Consider the following 23184-nt stretch of genomic DNA (forward strand, 5'->3'; position numbering starts at 1 on the left):
AAAATGAACAAAAATCCTGTGCTCGGTTTCGGTTCTTATTTCATCCTCGTTCCTAAGTTAGGATAGCACAAACTCAGATTAAGCAATTTGCTTTCCCCTCGCGTTGAGTTTGCTCAGTGCAGTTTGAGCCTTGCAATCCATATTTTTTAAAGGCGTCCAATCCTCGGATTGGATGCCTTTAAATTAACGCAGTTGCTTATGCACTTTACGCTGAAAACCCGCTTGCCCACTGCGCTGTTCTCCCGGTTGGCCTGCCAATTGCGAAGTCGGCGCGACAAAGCGGGTGTTGAAGTTAATATCAAAGTTCAGGTTCTGGCGCTGTCCGGCAATGGTCAGACGCTGGGCGCGGGATAAGACGGGGAACGCGCCGCAGGATTCACCTTCTTCGCAGATATAGGTGTCATTGTCATTATCGCTGCCGGAAACCAGAAGATAATCCCCATCGGGAATATCGACAAAGCGGTAAGTGTACAAGCCGTTGACCGGCGTGTTACGCACTTCATACAGGCTTTCCAGGGTATCTGGGTCAACCAGCAAGGTGTATTGATAACCGGCGTCACCGCTGGAACCGCTTTGCAAGACCTGCCAGACCACCGCCACTTCCACGGTATTGGCATTGCTGACAAAACGCAGCGTGGCGCGGTAGGTGCCGGTGGCTTGATTGCTGCGATTGAGCATTACCGTGTAAGTGCCCAGACCGTTGCTGTCAACCGCGTTGGCAGTAATGCTTAAACGTCCATTGCTGTTTTCGGTGGCTCCCAGTAGTTGTAAACTGCCGCCACCACTGTTGCCCAGGTTAATGGATAAGGCGGTATGGCTGCTGGAAAAATTCAGGCTGCGCGGGGCGATGCTCAGTTCCGGGCTGGCTTCCGGGGCGCGTCCGCCGACCAGGGCGTTAGCGGCTTGCACGGCATCATAGGCGTCAATCAGGCCATAACCAAATTCATCATCCCTGCCATTTTGACCAATATCACTGCTGATGTCGCCGTTGCGAATCAGGCTGTCTACTTCACTGGGGCTTAAACCGGGATATATCGCTTTCATCAGCGATAAAATACCCGCGACATGCGGCGTTGCCATAGATGTGCCGAATAAGGGGGCAAAAATTGCGCGTATGCTGCCTGCCTGGGAGTCATCACCCAGGGTGCTGACCACGCCATCTATCACCCCGTCCCCGTTGACATCCTGGTTATTGCCACCGGGCGCGGCAATATCCACGGAATAGTTGTAATTGGAATAGTTCGCGCGCTGGCGCACAATATCCACTGCCGCCACAGAAATCACACCATCTAAAGCGCCGGGATAGGTCACGGTGCTGTCGCCATTGTTACCGGCGGCGGCGACTATCATCACCCCGGCATTACGTGCGGCAGTGATGACATTCTGGAAACTGGAGGCGATTGCCGGGCCGCCCAGACTGAGGTTGATAATATCAGCACGGCGCGCTGGGCGCGTACCGGAGTCATTAGCTAAACCGGCAGCAAAACGAATGGCCTGTTCAATATCGTAATCCGTGCCGTTACCGCCCTTGCCTAATACCCGCAGCGGCATAATCATGGTGTTCCAGCCAATGCCTGCGGTGCCTGAGCCGTTATTGCTTAACGCGCCTACTGTACCGGCAACATGGGTGCCGTGAAAGCTGCTGCCAGTGCCACCATCGGGGGAATCACCGGGATCATCAGGGTTGTTATCTATGCCGTCACCATCCAGCGCCACATTGCGGTTGCGGATAAAGTCATAACCATCCACCAGCTTGCCTTGTAAATCGGGGTGGCCCAATAAAACGCCGGTATCGATGACTGCGACAATCACCTCAGCGCTGCCCTGGGTTAAGTCCCAGGCCTGCGGCATACTAATCATGGGGTAATGCCATTGGTAGCGGTATAAGGGATCATCCGGCACGGCTTGCGCGCTGAGTATGAAGTTGGGGCTGGCGCTGGCTACATCATCACGCTGTTGTAATTGTTTCACCGCCATCAGGGTCTGGTATTTCTGGCGCAGCTTATCATCAGCAAAGACCAGCGGGTCGGTGCCAGGGATATTTTGTATGTATTTCTGGCTTTGGCTGTTGAGTTCATCGAGTTGGAACAGACCGCGCCGCTGTGGGTTGTCTGCCAGTGCTTTTAAGCCCAGGCTTTGCAGGGATTGGTATTGTTGTTCCTTAAACTGTACCGTTACTTCACCCGGCACAAAATCAGCACTTAAGGCCATGCCGTGTCCTGCGCTACGCGCGCCCTGCGGATAACCAATGCTGAGGCTGTAACCGGAAGCGCCGGTAAACGCCTGCACCTGCACCACATAACTGCCATCATGCGGCACGTATAACACTTCTTCATGACTGCGCCCGGTGGAAGCATCAATCACTTCGCCACTGCTGCGCAGTAATACCAATTCCAGGTCGTTATTGTTAATATCGGTTTCAGAAATAAACAATACGATTTCTTGTCCGGCGCTTAAATCCACCGCGTAAGAATCCACCGGATCGCCTGCCAGAAGTGAGCGCCCATCCGGCCCTGCCCCGGCGATGTTGACATAACCACCCAGCAAAACCGGATTGGGAACCGTTTGTGGACTGCTAAAACTGTTATTATTACGAAATGGCGCATCGCGATTATTAACATCGCTGTCGGCGGCGGTATTACCGGGCACCAGCATCTGCCCGCTGACCGTGGCCCCGCTGGGCGCGGATTGCGAGGAAGAGTCACCACCGCCGCAGGCTTGTAATAACAAGGTGCTTAAAAGTGCAATATAAAGATAGATTTTCATGGGTTTATAACCTTTTTATGAGTCTTGAATTTTGCATTCTTTTTTCTCGTTACCATGCGCTACGTCACTGCTATTAACTTAAGGCTTTCGTAGCCCATAAATGTGGGCTTTTGGCCTCCCCTCCTTGAAGGAGGGGATAGAGGGGGTGAGCTAATACCTTACTTTAACCAGGGAAAAGCACAAGAAAAGGAAAGCTGCTTTTGATCACCGTCCCCTAACCCCCGCCTGCAAGGCGGGGGGACATCAGCGTCAGCGTTATTTCTGACATTAATAGCAGTGATGCGCTGCGTGGTAATGAAAAATATTCATAAGGTATCACATTGAATTCTCCCTTGTTTAACTCAGTACATCAACAGCTTTTAAGACAATTTGCAACGGCCTGTGTAACTGCCGCAGATAAGCCTGTCATAAGCCTGGACAAAACTTTCTTTGCACAGTTTAACGCAGAATCGCAACAGGTGGTTGCCGCATTAAAAGATTTTACTGACTGGGGTTTGCCGCTGCGCTTTGATGATGCCACAAGACCTCGGCAATTATGGCTGACGGCAGACATTGAATTACTGGACAGTGTGAGCATTTTGAGTTCCATGTCTGCAAGCAGCCAAACCCGGCTCAAACACCTGGATATTTTCCCACTGCTAAATTCCACCAATCAATACCTGCTGCAACAGGATTTTCCTGCTTGCGCCGCCTGCCTTGCGGAATATCAGCAGGCCGGACGCGGGCGTCAGGGGCGGCGCTGGTTTTCCCCGTTTGCCAGCGGTTTGTGTTTATCGCTGCAATGGCAATTTGACAAGCCGCCCCAGGCTTTAGCCCTGGCCTTGGCAACGGTCATTGCCAAGCGCCTGATACAACTGGGCGCAACAGATTTAAGCCTGAAATGGCCTAATGATTTATTGTGGAAAAAGTCTAAAAAACTGGCGGGGCTGTTAATCGAAACCCGGCACAGCCGTGCGGGTTGGAAGGTGGTAATTGGTTTGGGTTTGAACATTGCTCAACCTGGACAGGTTTTGTTTGATACGGAAAACCCGCAAAACAGCCCGGATCAACCCTGGGTTGAACTGCAAAGCCTTTGTCGCCAAAAGCTGTCACGTAATCAGGTGGCGGGCTTGTTGCTCAATGATTTGATTGAGGCGCTGGAAAGTTATGAGCAGCAGGGCTTTGCCGCCTATCAAGCCGCTTGGCAGGCACTGGATGCCTGTTATTTGCAAGCCGTTACGCTGCACACGGAACAAGGGCAAATTTCCGGCATTGCTCAGGGCGTGGATGAGTATGGCGGCTTGCGTGTACAAACGCTAAATGGCAGCCGGGTGTTTGTTTCGGGAGAGGTAAGCTTGCGTTTGGATAAGACTGCTCACTGAATAACCCGAAACCGCTTATAAGAAATCAGAAAGATCAATAATCGGCGTACCGGGTTCAGTTTCTTGTTGTTCTTCGGCTTCGCCCTGGGCGATTAAATCCCAGTGTTGTTCTATCTCCTGGTATTTTTCCAGACTGATAGCACTTTCCTGTATCTGCCCGGATTGACATAGGGGGCAGTGGGAAAGAGGGCGTTGGTAGGGGTGCAACGGGCTTTGAAAACCGCGCAGGGGGGTTTCCCAGCGAATACAGACAATATATTCACAATTTGTGCAATAGGTCTGGTAATAACGTAAGGCCCTGGCTGAGCGTGGTTTTTTCATGCCAATACAATATCATATTGTTCCTGAATATAATGTGGCTCGATCTGGAAACGGATGCTGCCATCAATAAAATGCTCCAGTTGTTCGATGGTTTCCGATTCTTCTATTAATAAATCCACCACTTCTTCCGAAGCATAGACTAAAAAGTTCTGCGCATCAAACTGGCGGGCTTCACGGGTGATTTCTCGCAGAATTTCATAGCAGATGGTTTCCGCACTTTTGACGGTGCCGCGTCCGTTACAGGTGGGGCAGACATCGCATAAAATATGTTCCAGACTTTCGCGGGTGCGTTTGCGGGTCATTTGCACCAGACCCAGTGCAGAAATATCACTGATGTGGGTTTTGGCGTGATCTTTTTCCAGGTGTTTTTCCAGCGAACGCAATACCTGGCGGCGGTGTTCAGAGTCCACCATATCAATCAGATCTAAAATGATAATGCCGCCGAGGTTGCGCAGACGAATCTGGCGCACGATGGCCTGGGTGGCTTCCAGATTGGTCTTATAGATAGTTTCTTCGAGATTGCGATGACCGACAAATTTACCGGTATTGACATCAATGGTGGTCATCGCTTCAGTTTGTTCAATAATCAGATAGCCGCCAGATTTCAGTTCAATATGACGTTTCAGCGCGACGGTGATTTCTTCTTCGACATTATATAAATCAAAAATCGGGCGCTCGCCGGTATAATATTCCAGCAAGGGATGTATATCGGGGATAAATTCTTCAGCAAAGGCGGTCATTTCCAAAAAGGAGCTGCGTGAATCCACCAATACCCGCGTCATATTCATGCCGCTCATGTCGCGCATGGTACGGATTTTCAGTGGAAAATCCTCATATACCAGGGAGGCGGGCTTAGCTTCTCTGGCTTTAATTTGTATGGACTTCCAGATCCGGGATAAAAATTCCATGTCGGCCTGTAAGGTATCCTCTTCCACGCCATCGGCGGCAGTGCGGATAATAAACCCGCATTTGAAACGCTCCCCCGCTTTCGGTGCCTGTTCGTCAATTTCTTCCCACAGCTTGCCAGTTTCCATATAGTGTTTGACGGTCATCAGCAGGCGCTCGCGCTCAGTACCGATAATGCGTTGAGACACGCCGATATTGGGTTCAATATCGGGTAAAAACACCAGATAGCGGGAAGGAATGGAAATTTGCGTGGTCAGACGCGCACCTTTAGTGCCTAGCGGGTTTTTAATCACCTGCACCAGCAGATTCTGGCCTTCGTGTAATATCTCGCTGATATTGTTGTTTGACTGAGGGGGGGGCAGGTTGATGTCGCTGGCATGAAGAAAGGCTGCGCGCTCTAAGCCGACATCGACAAAAGCTGCCTGCATCCCCGGCAACACCCGACACACCCGACCTTTATAAATATTACCCACCAGACCGCGTTTGCTAACGCGCTCAACGATGACTTCCTGTAATACGCCATTTTCAACCACGGCAACCCGGGTTTCCCGAGGCGTGACATTAATCAGTACTTCTTCACTCATGTGGTAATCAATCCCAGTTCAAAAAATTTCCCCAGGCGCATTGTCAGTAGTTGGTCTAACTCGGTCTGTAAAAGCTCAATCTGGGTTTGTTGGTCGTTTATGGCTTCCCCTTGCACGTTCAGGGATTTTCCGGCGCTGTCCAGGCGCATCCAGGCCCATTGAGGAATAGCCTCAAGCGGCACCTGGGTAAGTCCATATAATAATAAGGCCTCCAGCAGCGATAATAAGAGGCCGTCACCTAATACCGGCGAAGCAAGATAAACGCCGGCTTCCTCGCTTTGATGACAATACTCTAAAATGCGTTGGTTAAAAGCGCAGGGAATATGCAGTTTTTCCGGGGACAGCGGCGCATTGATAGGGGCTGCCGGTTTTGCTGGTTGTGCAAAAGCCCGGAATTCACCGCCTAATATTAATAAGTTCACGGCTTCCAGCACATCACTGCTGCTATGGTTTTTTAAATTTTCCGTTTGTTGTAATTGCGCCAGGTTTTGCACTATCTGGCACAGGCTTTCCTGTACAGTTTTGCGCGGTTCACCGCGAAATTCCAGGTGTACCTGCTCTTTGCCATTTTCCAGTACCACTTCCTGTGAAACGCTGCTGTATTCTGTGCCAAAATAAAAATCCTGGAACAGTGGTGGGCGTTTTTCCTCCGCTAAAGACCAGTCTGCGGCTTTGATATACACATCGCGGCGAAACCTGTCATTACGCACAAAGGCTTTGTGTCGCTCCAGGGTTACGCGATCCGGCGCACCTTTAAAAAAATCATGAAACACGGAAGGAATGCTGCTTTCCAGATAATTGGAAGCAATCGGCAGGGTGCCGACAAAACTCAGTTCAGCTTCTGCCATGTGCTGGGCAACTTCAATAAAATAAAACGGTTTCCAGTGCTGGTTGAAAAACTCATGCGCCAGATAATGATCATCGCGCTCCAGATAATTTTCAATGGCAGATTTTGCCAGTGGGTTTTCCACAAAAAAACCCGCATCGTGTTCACATAAATAACGTAAATATTTAATGCCTTCCTGGACTTTTTCCAGTAGCGGTGCGTCTTCCATGCCCAGCGTATAAGCCAGCATCATGTCCCGAATCGGTTGTATCATCGAAGAACCGGGCATGGCGTTATAACTGAGCATCACCAAACCACCCGGTTTGAGTTTGTTGTTAATAAACTGTAGCAGATGCTGCCGGGTCGCTTCTCCCACCCAGGAATACATCCCATGAATGGTAATAAAATCAAATTCCGGTAATTCGTGATTTTCAATGACATTCAGGTCTTTTTCCAGAAATTCAATATTGCTGAGTTTCGATAGTCGGGCTTCTTCCCGCGCATAAGCGATATGCTCAGGGTTAATATCCACCCCGAAAAAACGCCCCTGCGGGTTGGCCGCCGCCAGCAGCAAAGTTGTTGACGCACCGCCGCAACCCAGTTCACAGTAGGTAAAACCGGGGTTTAAGGGACGCGGTGGGAAACCATGTAAAGCTGCCAGATAGTTCAGCAGCACGGGACTCATGAAATCGTAGAAGCGGGAAGGGTAAAATAAATCTGTTAAATATTCTTGTGGCACGCTGTTTATAACCTGGTTTTCAGTTAATGATGAACGGATGAAAAGACCTTCCAGATTTTCAAAACCTGGAAGGTCTGATGTTCATCACAGTAATATGAGCAATACGTTTATGCGGGTGGACTGTAACCCGGCAACCGGGTGACATCAAACTCATCAATTTGTTCTGCTTTAAGATATTCTTTGGCATAACGTTCATAGACTTTCTGATGAATAAACACATCAAAAATATCAGGATCAATATGACCTTCGAGCTTGAGTTTACCCAAAATAGTTAAGGCGACAGATAATTTCATTGCCGGTTTGTAAGGCCGATCACCTGCTGTCAGGGCTTCAAACACATCGGCAATACCCATGCTGCGCGCTTGCAGCGACATTTGTCTGCGTTTCAGACCTTTGGGATAACCCTTGCCATCCATGCGCTCATGATGACCCCCTGCAAATTCCGGTACCCGTTTTAAGTGTTTGGGATAAGGCAGGGATTCCAGCATGTTAATTGTTGAGGTAATATGATGGTTGATATGCAAACGCTCACGGTCGCGTAATGTGCCTTTATTAATACACAGATTTTCAATTTCACCACGAAATTTGGCTAAATCTGTTTCCGGGCGTTGTTCATTGGCTCTGGGTGGATAAAATAATACTTCAGTGGCTTTATCATCAAATAATAAAGGTCGTTGCTGACCATTTTTGTCAGTCCAGGTTCTTTGCGCAATCTGGCGTATTTTATTCTGGTCTGCCTCCGCCATAAATTCGCCACCTTTATTGCTGTGATGCAAAAAGTCCCGTTCCTCATCCAGTGTCTGTCTGGTATTGTCCAGCGCCGTTTCCATTGCCGTAAAATCCGGAGTCTGGCCTTGTTTCATGGTATCAATCTGAGCGCGTAACATGGCGATTTCAGTATCGCGTTTTATCAGTTCAAAACGTGCATCCACTAAATGCACCCGATCAAAAATGGTTTCCAGTTTGGTGGCCTTATCCACTACATATTCTTTGGTAGTAATTTTGCCGCAGTCATGCAACATGCCAGCCACCCATAATTCATAGCGTTCATCTTCATTCATCTGAAAATCACGAATTTCCTGCGGGCCGGTTTTAGTTTTGGCAATCGCATCGGCTAATAAGGTGGTGATGACTGGCACCCGGGTACAGTGTCCACCCGTGTAAGGTGACTTATCATCAATGGCACGGGCAATCAGTTTAATAAAAGATTCAAAAAGTTCTTTTTGCTCGGCGATAAAACGCTGGTTGACCAGTGCAATTGCCGCCTGAGAAGCCAGCGATTCCACCAATTCCTGCTCGGAGCGGGTAAATGGGTGGATTGCTTTAGTTTCCGGGGTGGTGGCATTAATCAATTGCAGCACGCCAATGACTTCATTTTCATGATTTTTCATGGGTACGGTCAAAAAGGATTTTGACCGGTAATGCATTTTTGCATCAAAATCACGCATACCGGAAAGCTCAAAACGGGTTTCTTCGTAAGCATCCGGGATATTAATAGTTTCTTCTTGAACTGCGGCGCAGGCGGCGACAATATGTAGGTTGGGCTTGTTATTCTCATCATAGAGCGGCAGCGGCGGGAAGTTAATCGGCTCGCCACTGCTGCCGCCTTTATGAATGCCCAGGGTTTCATTGAGCATGATTTCAAACTTCAGTGTATCCCCTTGTTTCATATACAGGGTGCCACCATCGGCATAGGTTAAGGTTTTGGCCGCTTGCAAGATACGCTCTAATAAGCGGTTGCCGTCTTTTTCTGAAGATAAGGCAACGCCGACCGCATTGAGTTTTTTCAGGCGGTTTAATAAATCGTCGTCAAGATATTCGTGTTGAAAAGGCTGTTGCGTGGCGTCCATCTTAATAATACCTTTCTATGCGCGTTTAAAATTGCCTGGATACAGATCAATAGAGCATTTTCAAAGTATATAGCATTCATTACAATACTGAAATATCATCACAATAGTCTTAACCAACAACCACTAAAATAACCACTAAAACAACTACTAGAGGAAGCCACTTGAATTTTACATCCTGCCCGCAAATAAATTCGACAAAACCTGATTCATACTGGCTGCCTGACAGTCTTGCCACAGAACAGGCAGGTGCCTGGCTGGCAAAGCATTGCAAACCCGGTATGCTGCTGATTTTACATGGTGATTTGGGCGCGGGGAAAACCACTTTTGTGCGCGGCTTTATTCAAGCTTTGGGGCATGTGGGCAATGTTAAAAGTCCCACTTATACCTTGGTAGAGCCTTATGCCTTATCCGGCCCGGTCACGCAGGTGTATCATTTTGACTTATACCGCCTGTCCGATCCTGAAGAGCTGGAATATCTGGGTTTACGGGATTACCTTGACCAACAGGCCATTTGTCTGGTGGAGTGGCCACAACGCGCAGGGGATTTACTGCCGACAGCCGACCTGGAAATTAAGCTGTGTTATCAGGGAGAAGGCCGCTGTTTGCAATTAATGCCAAAAACCAGCTTGGGTAGGAAAATCGTGCTGCCGATTTGTACACAAATATAGGATTTGGTAAGGCGTAAATGATTATCAGGGATTTTACCTGGGTCTTATAGTAAAATAGCGCAATTCTACCTGAGTTTGAGATAAGATTTTTTATTGTGAGCACTTTCAGCAAGCAGGATATCCGCAAAAATATTCCAACAGCCGCATATAGTCGGGGAAATGACTATTGGATTCGGCGACGGGTTGTTACTCTCCAGACTGAATTTACCACGCGTGGCGAACTAAAAATTAATGCCACGGTGCTGGGTTCTGGCGGCAAACGCTATCACCAAACCATTTTGGCAGAGTATTCTCTACAACAAGGTTTTTTATTTAATGCCAGTTGCACATGCCCTGTGGGTTATCGCTGCAAACATATCGCGGCGGTTTTACTAAAAGCGATTGAGGATGGTAAAAATGTACTGGATCCCAACCTGATTAAACAGCGCAAGCCGAAAATCAAAAATAAAAAACTGCAAAGCAACAGTGAGCAAAATATACCAGTTGCGGAAAAACAACTACCCACATCAGTGTCACAGTGGTTTCAGGATTTGGTGGAACATGCGGAAAACCCCGATGATAATCACTATCCTCAGCGTATCAAACACCGTTTATTATATCTTTTAAGCTTGGAACATAAACAGAACAATAGCACGCAACTCAGCGTACAACTGGTAACCACACGGCAGTTAAAAGACGGGGGTTATGGAACCAGTTCCCCGTTTCGTGGTAACGAACCGGCTTATTTGCGTCCGATTGATAAATCACTGATTCGCCAGTTGAATATTTATGTCCGGCAACACACTTACGATTTCAATGAATTGCATTATGATTTGCAGGGTGAAGGGTCGGCTGAGTTGTTGCAGGCACTGGTTGCAACCGGGCGTTGTCACTGGAACAGTAAAAATAACCCGCCCTTGACCTTGGGAGAGCCGCGCCCTGCCAGCCCCCAATGGCAGGTCGGTGCTGATGGGCATCAGTCTTTTGTGTGCAAAATGCAGGCGGAAAACGATGTGCTGCTGCCGCTAACGCCGCCGTGTTATGTCGATACTGAACATGCACTTTGCGGCCTGCTGGAAACCCAGGTACCTGATGGGCTGATGCAATCCTTATTAAATGCGCCCACCTTATTGCCGGAACAGGCGGTTAAACTAAATCAATTATTTAGCAAACAATTACCGGATTTACCTGCGCCGCGTCCATTAGATGAAGTGCGTGAAGAAAAAAGTAAGCCGGTATTTTGTCTGCATTTATCCAGTCAGAACCTGGAATTGGAATATATCTATCGTTGGCAACACGCTTTCGAGTCTATTGATATTCCCATCTTTGCCTTATCGTTCCAATATGGTCAGTTAAACGTACCTTACAATGCCCGTCAACAAACCACGGCACTGAATTTTTATGACGAAAAAAACGGGGTATTAACCCGCTACCTGCGGGATACTCAGGCTGAGAAACAAGCGCTTAAGCAGTTGTATAACGAAGGTTTGATATCCTTGTCCCTGTATACACAACAGCATAGCTTGAGATTACCCCAGGATTCTCAGCAGCATTTGACCTGTTACCAGGAGTACCTTGACCCGGATGCCCCGGAAAATCCACAACTGGCACTGGATTTCAGTTTGGAAACTGTGCCGCGTCTACGTGCCGGGGGTTGGCAAATCACCATGGATGCGGATTACCACTATCAAGTGGTCGATCCTGAACTAATCCAGGACTGGTATGCCGAAATTGATGAAGGCAGCGGCATTGATTGGTTTGGCCTGGAATTAGGCATTAATATTGATGGTGAGCGCACGAATTTATTGCCGCTGTTGGTTGAAATGCTGCACGGTATTCAGAGTACCGGAGATTTGCAGGGCTTATTAGAACTGGACGATGATACCCTGTTGACCATGCGCCTGGAGGATGGACGCATTTTACCCATACCTTTGGGCCGGGTGAAAAATATTTTATCAACGCTGGTGGAACTCTTAGACAAAGAGCCACTGGATGAAGAAGGTCGCCTGCGCATGATGACCTTGCAGGCTGCACAGTTAGTAGAACTGGAAGCGGCGATGGGTGCAGCGCAATTGCGTTGGCTGGGCGGTGAGCGGCTACTGGATTTGGGGAAAAAATTACAGGATTTTAAAGGCATTCAAACTGTAGAAATTCCCAAGGATTTTCAAACCGAATTACGCCCCTATCAACATGAAGGCGTGAACTGGCTGCAATTTCTGCGGGAATATCAACTGGCTGGCATCCTCGCCGATGACATGGGCCTGGGTAAAACCGTACAAACCCTGGCGCATATTCTGATTGAGAAACGCGCCGGTCGCCTGGAAAATCCGGTATTAGTGGTTGCCCCGACCAGCCTGATGGCAAACTGGCGCATGGAAAGCGAGCGTTTTGCACCGGATTTAAAGGTACTTACCCTGCATGGCCCGGAGCGTAAACAACACTTTGAGCAGATAAATAACTATGATCTGGTGTTGACGACCTATCCCCTGTTACCGCGTGACAAAGAAGCCTTAATGCAATCCCACTACCATATCCTGGTATTGGATGAAGCACAGAATATTAAAAATCCCAAGGCCAAGGCCACGCAACTGGTACATCAAATCAAAGCTGATCACCGTTTATGCCTGACTGGTACACCGATGGAAAACCACCTGGGTGAGTTGTGGTCATTGTTTCATTTTCTGATTCCCGGTCTACTGGGCGATCCTTACAGTTTCCGACAATTATTCCGTGGCCCCATTGAGCGTGATGGCGATCCAACCCGAAGCAAAATTCTCAGCCGCCGCATTGCACCGTTTATGCTGCGCCGTACTAAAGAAGAAGTGGTCAAGGAGTTACCAGAAAAAACTGAAATTATCCGTAAGGTGGAAATCAGCAACCAGCAACGGGATTTATACGAAACCATCCGCCTGACCATGCATGACAAGGTGCGCCAGGAAGTCGCCAATAAAGGCATGGCACGCAGTCAGATTATTATTCTGGATGCCTTGCTCAAACTGCGTCAAATCTGCTGTGACCCGCGTTTGTTGAAACTGGCGGCAGCGGCTGAAGTCAAACAATCCGCCAAGCTGGAATTGCTCATGGAAATGCTGCCGGAAATGATAGAAGAAGGCCGCAAAATTCTGTTGTTCTCCCAATTCACCAGCATGTTGGCTTTGATTGAAGAAGCCTGTAAACAGAAAAAAATTGCTTACGTTAAACTCACCGGACGCACCAAAAAGCGCGGTGAAGTTATTGAAGCCTTTCAAAATGGCAAGGTGCCATTATTCCTGATCAGCCTTAAAGCCGGTGGCGTGGGGCTGAACCTGACCGCCGCAGATAGCGTGATTCATTATGATCCCTGGTGGAACCCCGCCGCTGAAAATCAAGCCACCGACCGCGCACACCGCATTGGTCAGGATAAAAAAGTATTTGTGTATAAACTGATTACTGAAGGCACGGTGGAAGAAAAAATTCAGGAATTGCAGGAACGCAAACAACAATTGGCGGATGCTTTGTTTGCCGGGAAAGCCAAAAGCAGCAAACTCAGTCAGTCGGATCTGGAAGCGTTATTTGAGCCTTTGGTTTGATAAACCCTATCTACTTTGAAATTGACAAAAATATTCTATTAATGTCATACCTGTGCAGGCAGGGACTGCCACCGCGAAGGCGTGTGGAATCCAGTCAGGTAGGGTGGGCAAAATTCCGTCCAATGAATTTTGATGTTGGCGCTTAATTATCACAGAATTTCGCCCACCATTTCCCCCAACCTAACGGCAATTGGTGGGCAAAATGCCGATAAATACCGCGCCCAAATCAAGTATCGTGGCGGTATTTCGCCCACCCTACTTGGCTAATGATAGTCACATCAGTCCTATTCACTGCTCACCATATTCGAATAAAACTTGATGAGTTTTAATTCATTCTCATCTTCATCACATTTTTCTTCCAGGTTCGGTGGCGGGCATATGCTATCTACATTCTCATCGTAGCACTCCCTGGCCTTGTTTTCCGGACCTGCCAGCATTTCTTTCTTGGCTTCATCCAAGCAGCTGAGCCAGACCGCCTTTTCGCATTTGTCATGGGCTTTCTGAAGTTTTTTACGGCACTTTCTCTTCTTCTTATAGAGAGCTTTCACATCTTTCTTGAAGTTGGCAAACTTCTCTTTATCTACCTTTCCAAGTTTATCCTTACATGTAAAATAGTTCTTCTGTCCCTGGGTGATACATTTTTTATAGATTTTATCCGCCTTTTTTTGGCCCTTATCCGCCTCATCCGGTGATTCAGCGCCATAAATAGCATCAGTTATTTGCTTATTATGGACCATCTCGCATCTATCATCATATTGTTGCCAATCCTTGTCACATTCATCATCAGCTTGTGCCGGTAAGCTCAGGCTTAAAGCTAACATGGCTGCGGAGGTCAGTATGGTATTTTTGATTTTCATCTCGTATCCTCTCGATGGATTTGTTTTATGTTTTATAAAGGTGGGTCATTAAGTCAGCGTAAACGATGTACCCGAGTAAAATTTCAGATAACCGGGAAATGGTTGGTACTGGCTTTGGGTTATACTACCGTCCATTTTAGTGGTCGTCAAACAATCCATATTTCAGCTATTCAACGCCCCTACCCAATCCAAAATAATTTCAATGCACTTTAAAACAGACTGGTATATTTTTAATAAGAGGGAATGTTTTTAGGAGCCTGTCCGAGAATAGCAAAATCAATGATTTTACTAAACTTAACCCATTATTTATCAATGGCTTAAAAATCCAGTTTTTTGAAAAACCGAGTTCTCGGACAACCTCTCAGTGGCAACCAACGGCTTTACTCAGCACTATACAATACCCGGTATATTGGTTTTAACACGCTTTCGGCTGCTTTGGGCACGTTATAATACAGGCGTTTGTATTTCTCATCCCATTGCACCGGGTGTGCTTTGAATAAACCGGGGGCGTTGCCACGCTGATTTTCCAAAAATTCCGGGAATGCGCTGAGTGAACGGCCTTCGGCACGGAACCTGGCTTTGAGCTTGAGCAGGTTAAGCAGTCCGTCCAGAGCCTGTATGCGCAAAGCATAACCAACATGATGGGCAGGATTGCTAATCTCCACTAACAGTGCGCCAGTCATATTATAGCCATAGTGCCACCAAAATAGCCCTGCGCTGGCTTGTGAGCGTATTTCCAGCAAAGCCTCGGGGGATAAATTGCCGTATTGGGCAGCCTCGCGATACTGTGAAAACGCATGGTTCATGGTTGCATTGGGTTTGTATGAGAGTAATGCTGACAGGAGTTTATCAAACATACCGGTTTGCCTGGATTGCTCTGACTGCGTGATGTTCGTGTAATGCAGCGCCTGAAACTCGGTGTGTTCGACTTGCTGCATATTTTTTTCGGCAGTGTCAAGCGCTGGCAGTTTGGCAATGGTTTGTAATAATGCCAAAGGTATTCTTTTGCCATCAAGGAATTGACTATAGACATGGAAGATATCCACGATCATTTTTACTGCAACCATTTTGGTAATCAAGTGATTGTTATTTGCCAACAGGCTGCGGGCATAGCTTAAATCATCTGCCAGTTGGGAAAGTGCAATATCATGCTCGCCCTGGGTGTAGTGGGCAAGCAGTTGTGCATGATGCAATTGCTGCATGTTGAGCATTGTGCGGAAATTTGGGGGCGGCATATTGACATGTCTTGCGCCAATCGGGTCGTGATAGCGTGGTTTTTGGTATAAAGATTGGTAACGCGCCAGCCAGGGTGCATAAACCCCGGATAATTCTGCGACTGTTTCGCCATGCTCTGCATACCAGGATAGACAATTTTGCGCACTCATTACGCATAGGTCTGCAAAACGCTTGTCTACCGGCATGCTTGTTTCGGGATGTGTCCTGGCAATGGCTGCCGCATCGGGTTCGGCTCCGGTTTTTTCGTGGTTTTCAATGGCCTGCGCCCAGACCTTGGTACGGGTAATGCCAAATTGCCGGGGGTCGTGATCGACCGGGGCGAGAAACCCCATCAGGGTAAAATAGCTGTTTTGCGTAGCAGAATAATCAATGGGTTCAAGCTTTAACCAGGCTGCTGCCTCCGGCTCAAGCGCCTGATCTGGCGAGAAATACAATACCAGATAAGTTGCCAGTGCCAGAAAAAATACCAGAAAAGCGGTTTTTATAAATAGTCTCATTTAGTGAGTCCTTAATGATGTATTGGTTTTTAAGTTCTGCATATTGCTTGCGGCTGCTTCCATGATAATGCTCAGCGAGCCGTGCTGATTCAGGGGTGCTTGATGTCCTGTACACGCGCCAACAAACGCTCGAAATCCCCATCTTTTTGTTCTGCATATTTCAACAAAGCAATTGCCTGTTTTACTTGCGGGGTTTCGTTGCTGGGCAAATAACTTTCCGGGGCTTCGTAAATGAAAACCAGTTCCTCAAACTGTGCAGGGCTTAAGGCTTTCAAACACTTTAAAGCCGCTGCGCGACTGCTGCCAACTACGGCTTTCCGGGTGGGCAAAGTTTTTTTGCTTATTGGTATCGAGTCATAAATATGCACATCCCCCGCCGCATTGATTTGCTGCTCTGACTGCTGCCTGCCTTGCTCAAAAATACGATGCCCGGATTCCATGCCATGACGCGCTGCATCTTCCATCATTTTTTCTGCGGTAAACACGCCATTTAAAATTTGTGCAGCGTCCAGCATCTGGTAACACGGCTTTTTACCGTTATTACATTGAATGGCTTGCTGTGCCATCAAAGCCCCACGCAAATTACCCAAACTAAACTGGCCTTGTTGTTCACTGCGCCCACATTGGCAAGGAATTAAAACTTTAAAATCCAGCCCCTTAAAGCGCCCATGAATCGTCTCTAAGTCATCCATCAACAAGGTTGCCATATCGCGGCAGCCATTGCCATGTAAACGCAGATGCAATTCTCGCCGTTCGCGGTCTTCAATGATTTCTGCGCGGGTGCCGCCGTGTGCCAGCACTGCGCCATAACGCCATGCCAAGGTACGATTTTGTTCAATCCACTCATGTCGCCGTACCAGCAAATGCCCGACGATGCCCGATGGCATAAAGCCAGTGTAATCATACATAATCAGCAAGCCGCCATCGGGAAAATTATAGCTTTTCGCGGTTTTGTCCAACAATGATGGCGCAATATATTCATTGGCTTGCGGCAAGGCATAACACAATTCAAAACGCTGCATCATTGCCAGCAACTCATCGTGCATCCGGGCAAAATCTTTAGGCTGCCATTCATGCTGTTTCAGGCAATCGGCAAAACGACTTTGGCGGACTTTTTTCGGGGTTTGCCAAATGCGGCACACATCATCCAGGGTGAAACGCCCGGTTTGTAACTGCACTTCGCGGTCATCCAGCACCCGATACACCGCTTCGGTTGCCCAGGTCGGTTTTAAGATAATGGTTTTTTTCAACAACGGCACATCGGTAAAATACAAACACACGCCGAGGTTATGCAATAAATCCATCAAAGTCCTTGCAGAATCCTGTTTTAAACCGGCATCCAGGCAAATCTGCTCATAGGTATCCCAGGCAATATACGGCTCAGGACGGTGTTCCAGGGTTTCGCGCACAGTTTTCCACAAACGCGGGTATTTCTCGCCAATGTGTTTCAGCTTGCGTACACGGTGGCGGATTTCGGCTTTAATTGTTGGCAAACCGCGCTGCGTGGCTAAATTCGCTGTGACAATCTCTTTCAGGTTTTTGCTAAAACGCTTAAGCAGGCTGCCTTCATCCAGAGAAAATACACGGTCGTCCATTTCATTTTTCAGCAATAACACCGGGCTGTCGCCGCCAAGTTTTTCCACAATGCTCAACCACCAATAAAAATCCGTGTCATTACGCCGCGTATTAGCGACCAACACATACAACGCATTGTGGCTGAGGAAAAACTGATGGGTGGCGTGGTAAATGTCCTGTCCACCGAAGTCCCAAATATTCAAGCGCACAGCGTGTTGCTCGCCGTTGCTTAAGGGGCAATCCAAATCCCATTGCCAGACATCAATGCCCTCGGTGCTTTGGCTTTCATTGGGCATGGGAATGCTTTCATCCATTAAACGCCATGCCAAGGTGGTTTTACCTGCGCCGCCTTCGCCGATAATTAACAGCTTGGCTTCATAAATCGCTTCTAAATCCTGTTTTGCGGCATCACGAAAATAGATATGCAGTTTTGTGATGTCAATAGCGCCTTGGCAATACCGATTACCAAAATAGCCTTGTTGCGGATCCAGCGAAGCCAACGGTGGCAGTTCCAAAGGGTTTTCATGCAGATCAAAAATACGCAGATCCAATAGTTTTGTGATTTCGGGTGGCAGCGCGCTGAGACCATTATTTCTCAGGTCAAGCGAGGAGAGGTTTTGCAGTTGGCCGATTTCGGGCGGCAGCGCGCTGAACTGGTTAAAGCCCAAGTTAAGCGAGGAGAGGTTTTGCAGTTGGCCGATTTCGGGCGGCAGCGCGCTGAACTTATTACTACTCAGGTCAAGCGAGGAGAGGTTTTGCAGTTGGCCGATTATCTGAGGCAGCGCGCTGAACTTATTATTACTCAGGTCAAGCGAGGAGAGGTTTTGCAGTTGGCCGATTTCGGGCGGCAGCGCGCTGAACTGGTTAAAGCTCAAGTCAAGCGAGGAGAGGTTTTGCAGTTGGCCGATTTCGGGCGGCAGCGCGCTGAACTTATTACTACTCAGGTCAAGCGAGGAGAGGTTTTGCAGTTGGCCGATTATCTTAGGCAGCGCGCTGAACTTATTACTACTCAGGTCAAGCGAGGAGAGGTTTTGCAGTTGGCCGATTTCGGGTGGCAGCGCGCTGAACTTATTACTACTCAGGTCAAGCGAGGAGAGGTTTTGCAGTTGGCCGATTTCGGGCGGCAGCGCGCTGAACTTATTACTACTCAGGTCAAGCGAGGAGAGGTTTTGCAGTTGGCCGATTTCGGGCGGCAGCGCGCTGAACTTATTACTACTCAGGTCAAGCGAGGAGAGGTTTTGCAGTTGGCCGATTTCGGGTGGCAGCGCGCTGAACTTATTACTACTCAGGTCAAGCGAGGAGAGGTTTTGCAGTTGGCCGATTTCGGGCGGCAGCGTGCTGAACTTATTACTAATCAGGTCAAGCGAGGAGAGGTTTTGCAGTTGGCCGATTTCGGGCGGCAGCGCGCTGAACTGGTTAAAGCTCAAGTCAAGCGAGGAGAGGTTTTGCAGTTGGCCGATTATCTTAGGCAGCGCGCTGAACTTATTACTACTCAGGTCAAGCGAGGAGAGGTTTTGCAGTTGGCTGATTTCGGGTGGCAGCGCGCTGAGTTCGTTATCCATCAGGTCAAGCGAGGAGAGGTTTTGCAGTTGGCCGATTATCTTAGGCAGCGCGCTGAGACCATTATTTCTCAGGTAAAGCGAGGAGAGGTTTTGCAGTTGGCCGATTTCGGGCGGCAGCGCGCTGAGACCATTATTTCTCAGGTCAAGCGAGGAGAGGTTTTGCAGTTGGCCGATTATCTTAGGCAGCGCGCTGAGACCATTATTTCTCAGGTAAAGCGAGGAGAGGTTTTGCAGTTGGCCGATTTCGGGCGGCAGCGCGCTGAACTTATTACTACTCAGGTCAAGCGAGGAGAGGTTTTGCAGTTGGCCGATTATCTTAGGCAGCGCACTGAGACCATTATTTCTCAGGTCAAGCGAGGAGAGGTTTTGCAGTTGGCCGATTATCTTAGGCAGCGCGCTGAACTTATTACTACTCAGGTCAAGTGAAGAGAGGTTTTGCAGTTGGCCGATTTCGGGCGGCAGCGTGCTGAGTTCGTTATCCATCAGGTTAAGCGAGGAGAGGTTTTGCAGTTGGCCGATTATCTTAGGCAGCGCGCTGAGACCATTATTTCTCAGGTCAAGCGAGGAGAGGTTTTGCAGTTGGCCGATTTCGGGCGGCAGCGCGCTGAGTTCGTTATCCATCAGGTCAAGCGAGGAGAGGTTTTGCAGTTGGCCGATTATATTAGGCAGCGCGCTGAACTTATTACGACTCAGGTCAAGTGAGGAGAGGTTTTGCAGTTGGCCGATTTCTGGTGGCAACACACTGATTTCATTGTTATTCAGGTATAGTTTTTGCAATTTTTTATATTGATAAATCTGTTCGGGTATTGCCTGCAAACGCTGCGCACTCAAATCCAACCAGCGCAGCGGTAGTTGCAAAGCCGCCTCCAGCAGTGCGCCCTCCAGCCAACGCAGCCATAAACCCGCTATTTGTTCGGGCGCAGGTTCTAAACGCTGCCACACGCCTTGATCCAGTACCAGGTTCGGCACATCCCCTAAATCGCGCAAGGGGTTTTGATTGAGTTGAATGAATTGGAGATTGGTTAAATTGGTCAACCAGGATGGCAGGATTTGGATGGCATTGTTGCCCAGCAGCAGTTGTTCGAGGTGTTCAAGTTCGCGGATTTCTGTGGGGATGTGGGTTAATTTTTGCCATAAATTACCCCGCAAATCCAACACGGGATCGCGCCGGGCTTGATTGGCCTGGATTTTTTCGAGAATGTATTTGGGCGTGTGCATATTTTCTGTTTATAACGAAGTCTGTTGATCTGTTGTTCTGAAAGAGTCTGCTTAAAAAGCATCCACTTTTTCTAATTGTGCTGCCAAATCTGTTTCAGGGGCAAAGTCCAATCCGCATAAACCAGTATGTCCATTCAGCTTTTGCTCCAAGTGCCTAATAGTTTGGCATCTTGCAGCTTACGCCCGAACTCATCATCCAGCGCAACCCGTGTTAAATCTTCTGCCAGATTGAGTGTTGCCAGAACTACCAGATAATGTCCGATAGAGACCCCGGCATTGCCTTGTTCAACCTTGCGAATCGTCGTCCGGCTCAATCCGGTACGCTCAGCGATGAGTTGTTGCGTCAGTTCCCGGCGTTTACGCGCCAGTTTGATGTTCTCCCCCAGGATTTTCAGGATATGTTGTTGACGTGGAAAAATTAATGCCTGCCGCCGCTCTGTTTCAATCATAATGAGCACTATAGTTATCAAAAAATCATGTAATGTCTATTATAGCATCCATTTAATATACTGTTTTTATCAGGAATGCTTTGGTAAAGCCTGCCCGGTAAACAAATTGCGACATTGCGCCGCAGCATTTCTGCCCTCCACAAAAACCTGCAAGGGGCAGGCATAACCCGGAATCACTTTTCTTTGTTGTATTATCCACGGCTGATGTAACTGGTAAAAACTGCGGGCATAGGTACCAAAAAAGGCTTCAGCGACAGCACGGTCGCAAATTCGGTGCTGCACGCAAATCTGCAATTGGTCAAAAAAATCCACCAGGTTTTTGATGTCTTTTTGTAAATGTAATTTTTCCACTATCGGCAAGACAATGGCTGCTTGAATTTTTGCTTGTTCGTCACGATTGGCGGTACTAAGCTGATTGATTTGCTGGATAACCGCCTGACGCGCGCCCCAGACTTCGGCTAACCGATTGTAGGCTGCTTGCAGTTTTTCATCTTCATTGAATTTTTTCCGTTCTGCCATGCTTTGTTTGACACGGTTTTCCTGTTTGACATCAAAGTATTGGTAAATTGCCGCAAGCGTGGTGCAGACGATAATGATTTTAATATGCAGCTCTACCCAGCCGATGAAAGTTTGTGGCAAAAAAGCCGGTTTTTGTTGGTTTTCGCTCATGGTTTTGTCCCGTTTTTTGTGGCTGGGCATTCCGCGGTAAAACTGATGTCAAGCGGGTTTTTTTTCATTTTTATCAACTCCTCAAATTGCTGGCGAAAGCAATGTAGCTGAGCATGGCTGAGTACGAGAATGTCATTTGCGGTAATGTCGGGCTGGTTGCTGATTTTGGGTTTGATAACGGGTAAGGGCGTGCGTTGTTCTGTGGCTGTGATTGCTTTTGTACATAACAGTAAAATAACAATCGGGTCAGTGCTTTCCGTCAGCAGGTTTTCACTTTTTTGATACAGACATTGCATCTGGCTTTTGCTCAAAGTATGGCTATCCGTTTCTGCCTGAGTCGTTTGGAAAACGGACAAATAAAATACAAAAAAAGTGAGTAAGCAGGTATATGAGGGTGTTTTTAGCATGACCGTATTCCTGTAAAAAATGTGCTGGCTCCACAGGTTTAGCGCGGGAGGGTAATGTGATCCATTAATCATCCCATACGTAACCCGAATATTTTGAATTGATAGCCACGTGTATTTAATGTATTTTAATTCAAAAAATTTAATTAAATTAATATGTAACAGAAATTTTTTATGGAAAAGCAAATAATTAACAAATTATTAACAATATTACTTATTTCCTGTTTTTTTATATTTTTCGGCAGTCAAGCTGCTTTTGCCTGGCAGATTACGCTTAAAGTCAATGCTGACAATACGCCTGTATTTTCGGCAAACCCAGAACCGCCTATGCTCTGGTTGAGTAATGACCGGATGATGCACAATATGATGGTGTATCTGAGTGTGCTGGATATAGACGCAACAGCCGGTGAGGATATTCAGAGCTGGGACTTACAACAAGGCAAATGGCAAACAGCGCTCCAACCATTAACCACAACACCGCTGAATATTGAAGCTTTTGAGGATTTTGCCGCGCTGCATCCACCTGCGCCCTGCCCGGTGGAACATCGCTGTTTTGCCGCGCTTGTTGCGGTGAACCCTGGTGATAATGTGGCTGATATAGATAACTGGCAGGCTGCTTCACTGGAGCCACTGAGTCTGAAAGCCGGGTATATGCAGATGCCGTGGCAGAATTTCATGCTAACGCCTGGATCGCCAACCAATACCACCGCAAGCGGCCTATCTCCCGTGCCCTTAGTTTTTGATGAGTTTTTACATTTTCTCAATAGCAACCGCAAAAAAGAGAGCGCTTTGTTGCCACAACAAGGTGAATATCTGCTGAAAACTGATTTTACGCGCTTGTTGCGTTATCACACTGACAATATTGAAATACCGGAAAATATCTGGGAATTAAGCCAGCGTTATCCCTATGTCAGCGTTGATGAGAATAAAGCGGTGTTTTATAGTGCCACGCCTTTTGTTCTGCAATTGATTGATATGGAAACCGACACCGTTTATCCGGCAGGGCAATCGCATTAAAAATTTAATAAATACCATAGTGTTATGTAGTTCTTGGTTTTTACGACGTGCCCAATAAAATTTTTAGCAGATATGTTTCATTCCAACCAGCTTTGAGACGTTTGGTTTTAATACCAACTTTAGAAGTTTTT

General features: G+C 47.7%; 15 protein-coding genes. 4 read left to right on the forward strand and 11 right to left on the reverse strand.

Going from position 1 to position 23184, the window contains the following annotated elements; genetic code table 11:
* Positions 1-183 precede the first annotated feature (183 nt).
* Entirely contained in the window at positions 184-2766 is a 2583-nt protein-coding gene (locus QUF61_RS11535) for a S8 family peptidase (RefSeq protein WP_289681788.1), read from the reverse strand.
* Positions 2767-3086: 320 nt separating this feature from the next.
* On the opposite strand from QUF61_RS11535, the gene QUF61_RS11540 reads away from it, so the two are divergent.
* Positions 3087-4127, forward strand: coding sequence for a biotin--[acetyl-CoA-carboxylase] ligase (locus QUF61_RS11540; protein WP_289681789.1), 1041 nt, complete (start codon positions 3087-3089; stop codon positions 4125-4127).
* Between the two features lie 15 nt (positions 4128-4142).
* Here QUF61_RS11540 and QUF61_RS11545 read toward each other — a convergent pair whose 3' ends face one another.
* From QUF61_RS11545 to QUF61_RS11560, 4 genes are all read right to left on the reverse strand, one after another.
* Entirely contained in the window at positions 4143-4448 is a 306-nt protein-coding gene (locus QUF61_RS11545; protein ID WP_103921827.1) for a hypothetical protein, read from the reverse strand.
* A complete protein-coding gene (gene rng, locus QUF61_RS11550) occupies positions 4445-5938 on the reverse strand; it encodes a ribonuclease G (RefSeq protein ID WP_103921828.1) in 1494 nt (497 codons plus the stop codon). The genes QUF61_RS11545 and rng overlap by 4 nt, the downstream gene beginning before the upstream one ends.
* Positions 5935-7503, reverse strand: a complete 1569-nt coding sequence (locus tag QUF61_RS11555; protein ID WP_289681790.1) for a class I SAM-dependent methyltransferase — start codon at positions 7501-7503, stop codon at positions 5935-5937. The genes rng and QUF61_RS11555 overlap by 4 nt, the downstream gene beginning before the upstream one ends.
* 107 nt (positions 7504-7610) lie before the next feature.
* Entirely contained in the window at positions 7611-9353 is a 1743-nt protein-coding gene (locus QUF61_RS11560) for an HD domain-containing phosphohydrolase (protein ID WP_103921830.1), read from the reverse strand.
* A 161-nt stretch (positions 9354-9514) separates the two neighbouring features.
* On the opposite strand from QUF61_RS11560, the gene tsaE reads away from it, so the two are divergent.
* Together tsaE and QUF61_RS11570 are read left to right on the forward strand one after the other, a co-directional pair.
* On the forward strand, positions 9515-10021 hold the full coding sequence (gene tsaE, locus QUF61_RS11565) for a tRNA (adenosine(37)-N6)-threonylcarbamoyltransferase complex ATPase subunit type 1 TsaE (RefSeq protein WP_286019529.1): 507 nt from the start codon (positions 9515-9517) through the stop codon (positions 10019-10021).
* Between the two features lie 95 nt (positions 10022-10116).
* The gene (locus QUF61_RS11570; protein ID WP_289681791.1) at positions 10117-13569 is read left to right on the forward strand and encodes a DEAD/DEAH box helicase; all 3453 of its coding nucleotides are present in this window, start codon (positions 10117-10119) and stop codon (positions 13567-13569) included.
* A 284-nt stretch (positions 13570-13853) separates the two neighbouring features.
* Here QUF61_RS11570 and QUF61_RS11575 read toward each other — a convergent pair whose 3' ends face one another.
* From QUF61_RS11575 to QUF61_RS11600, 6 genes are all read right to left on the reverse strand, one after another.
* Positions 13854-14426 carry a hypothetical protein gene (locus QUF61_RS11575; RefSeq protein ID WP_289681793.1) on the reverse strand — a complete coding sequence of 191 codons (573 nt, stop codon included), beginning with the start codon at positions 14424-14426 and terminating at the stop codon, positions 13854-13856.
* Positions 14427-14806: 380 nt separating this feature from the next.
* Positions 14807-16159: a hypothetical protein gene (locus tag QUF61_RS11580; RefSeq protein ID WP_289681794.1), complete on the reverse strand. Its 1353-nt coding sequence runs from the start codon at positions 16157-16159 to the stop codon at positions 14807-14809.
* Between the two features lie 89 nt (positions 16160-16248).
* Positions 16249-20514, reverse strand: coding sequence for a leucine-rich repeat domain-containing protein (locus tag QUF61_RS11585; protein ID WP_289681795.1), 4266 nt, complete (start codon positions 20512-20514; stop codon positions 16249-16251).
* A gap of 134 nt (positions 20515-20648) precedes the next feature.
* Complete coding sequence (locus QUF61_RS11590; RefSeq protein WP_289681796.1) at positions 20649-20963, reverse strand: helix-turn-helix domain-containing protein; 315 nt, start codon at positions 20961-20963, stop codon at positions 20649-20651.
* Positions 20964-21032: 69 nt separating this feature from the next.
* Positions 21033-21632: a DUF4760 domain-containing protein gene (locus tag QUF61_RS11595; RefSeq protein ID WP_289681797.1), complete on the reverse strand. Its 600-nt coding sequence runs from the start codon at positions 21630-21632 to the stop codon at positions 21033-21035.
* Complete coding sequence (locus tag QUF61_RS11600; protein WP_289681798.1) at positions 21629-22039, reverse strand: hypothetical protein; 411 nt, start codon at positions 22037-22039, stop codon at positions 21629-21631. Before QUF61_RS11600 ends, QUF61_RS11595 begins: the two co-directional genes overlap by 4 nt.
* A gap of 171 nt (positions 22040-22210) precedes the next feature.
* Here QUF61_RS11600 and QUF61_RS11605 point away from each other — a divergent pair, with 171 nt between their 5' ends.
* Positions 22211-23053 (forward strand): hypothetical protein, encoded by an 843-nt coding sequence (locus QUF61_RS11605; RefSeq protein WP_289681799.1) that lies wholly within the window; start codon positions 22211-22213, stop codon positions 23051-23053.
* The last annotated feature ends 131 nt before the right edge of the window (positions 23054-23184 follow it).

Source organism: Candidatus Venteria ishoeyi, assembly GCF_030378065.1.
GTDB lineage: Bacteria > Pseudomonadota > Gammaproteobacteria > Beggiatoales > Beggiatoaceae > Venteria > Venteria ishoeyi.

What these genes read in the sequence shown, in the direction of transcription:
- QUF61_RS11545 (WP_103921827.1), bottom strand. Translation starts at nt 4,448, where the DNA reads ATGAAAAAACCACGCTCAGCCAGGGCCTTACGTTATTACCAGACCTAT.
- QUF61_RS11535 (WP_289681788.1), bottom strand. Translation starts at nt 2,766, where the DNA reads ATGAAAATCTATCTTTATATTGCACTTTTAAGCACCTTGTTATTACAA.
- rng (WP_103921828.1), bottom strand. Translation starts at nt 5,938, where the DNA reads ATGAGTGAAGAAGTACTGATTAATGTCACGCCTCGGGAAACCCGGGTT.
- QUF61_RS11590 (WP_289681796.1), bottom strand. Translation starts at nt 20,963, where the DNA reads ATGATTGAAACAGAGCGGCGGCAGGCATTAATTTTTCCACGTCAACAA.
- QUF61_RS11605 (WP_289681799.1), top strand. Translation starts at nt 22,211, where the DNA reads ATGGAAAAGCAAATAATTAACAAATTATTAACAATATTACTTATTTCC.
- QUF61_RS11560 (WP_103921830.1), bottom strand. Translation starts at nt 9,353, where the DNA reads ATGGACGCCACGCAACAGCCTTTTCAACACGAATATCTTGACGACGAT.
- QUF61_RS11595 (WP_289681797.1), bottom strand. Translation starts at nt 21,632, where the DNA reads ATGAGCGAAAACCAACAAAAACCGGCTTTTTTGCCACAAACTTTCATC.
- QUF61_RS11585 (WP_289681795.1), bottom strand. Translation starts at nt 20,514, where the DNA reads ATGCACACGCCCAAATACATTCTCGAAAAAATCCAGGCCAATCAAGCC.
- QUF61_RS11580 (WP_289681794.1), bottom strand. Translation starts at nt 16,159, where the DNA reads ATGAGACTATTTATAAAAACCGCTTTTCTGGTATTTTTTCTGGCACTG.
- QUF61_RS11600 (WP_289681798.1), bottom strand. Translation starts at nt 22,039, where the DNA reads ATGCTAAAAACACCCTCATATACCTGCTTACTCACTTTTTTTGTATTT.
- QUF61_RS11575 (WP_289681793.1), bottom strand. Translation starts at nt 14,426, where the DNA reads ATGAAAATCAAAAATACCATACTGACCTCCGCAGCCATGTTAGCTTTA.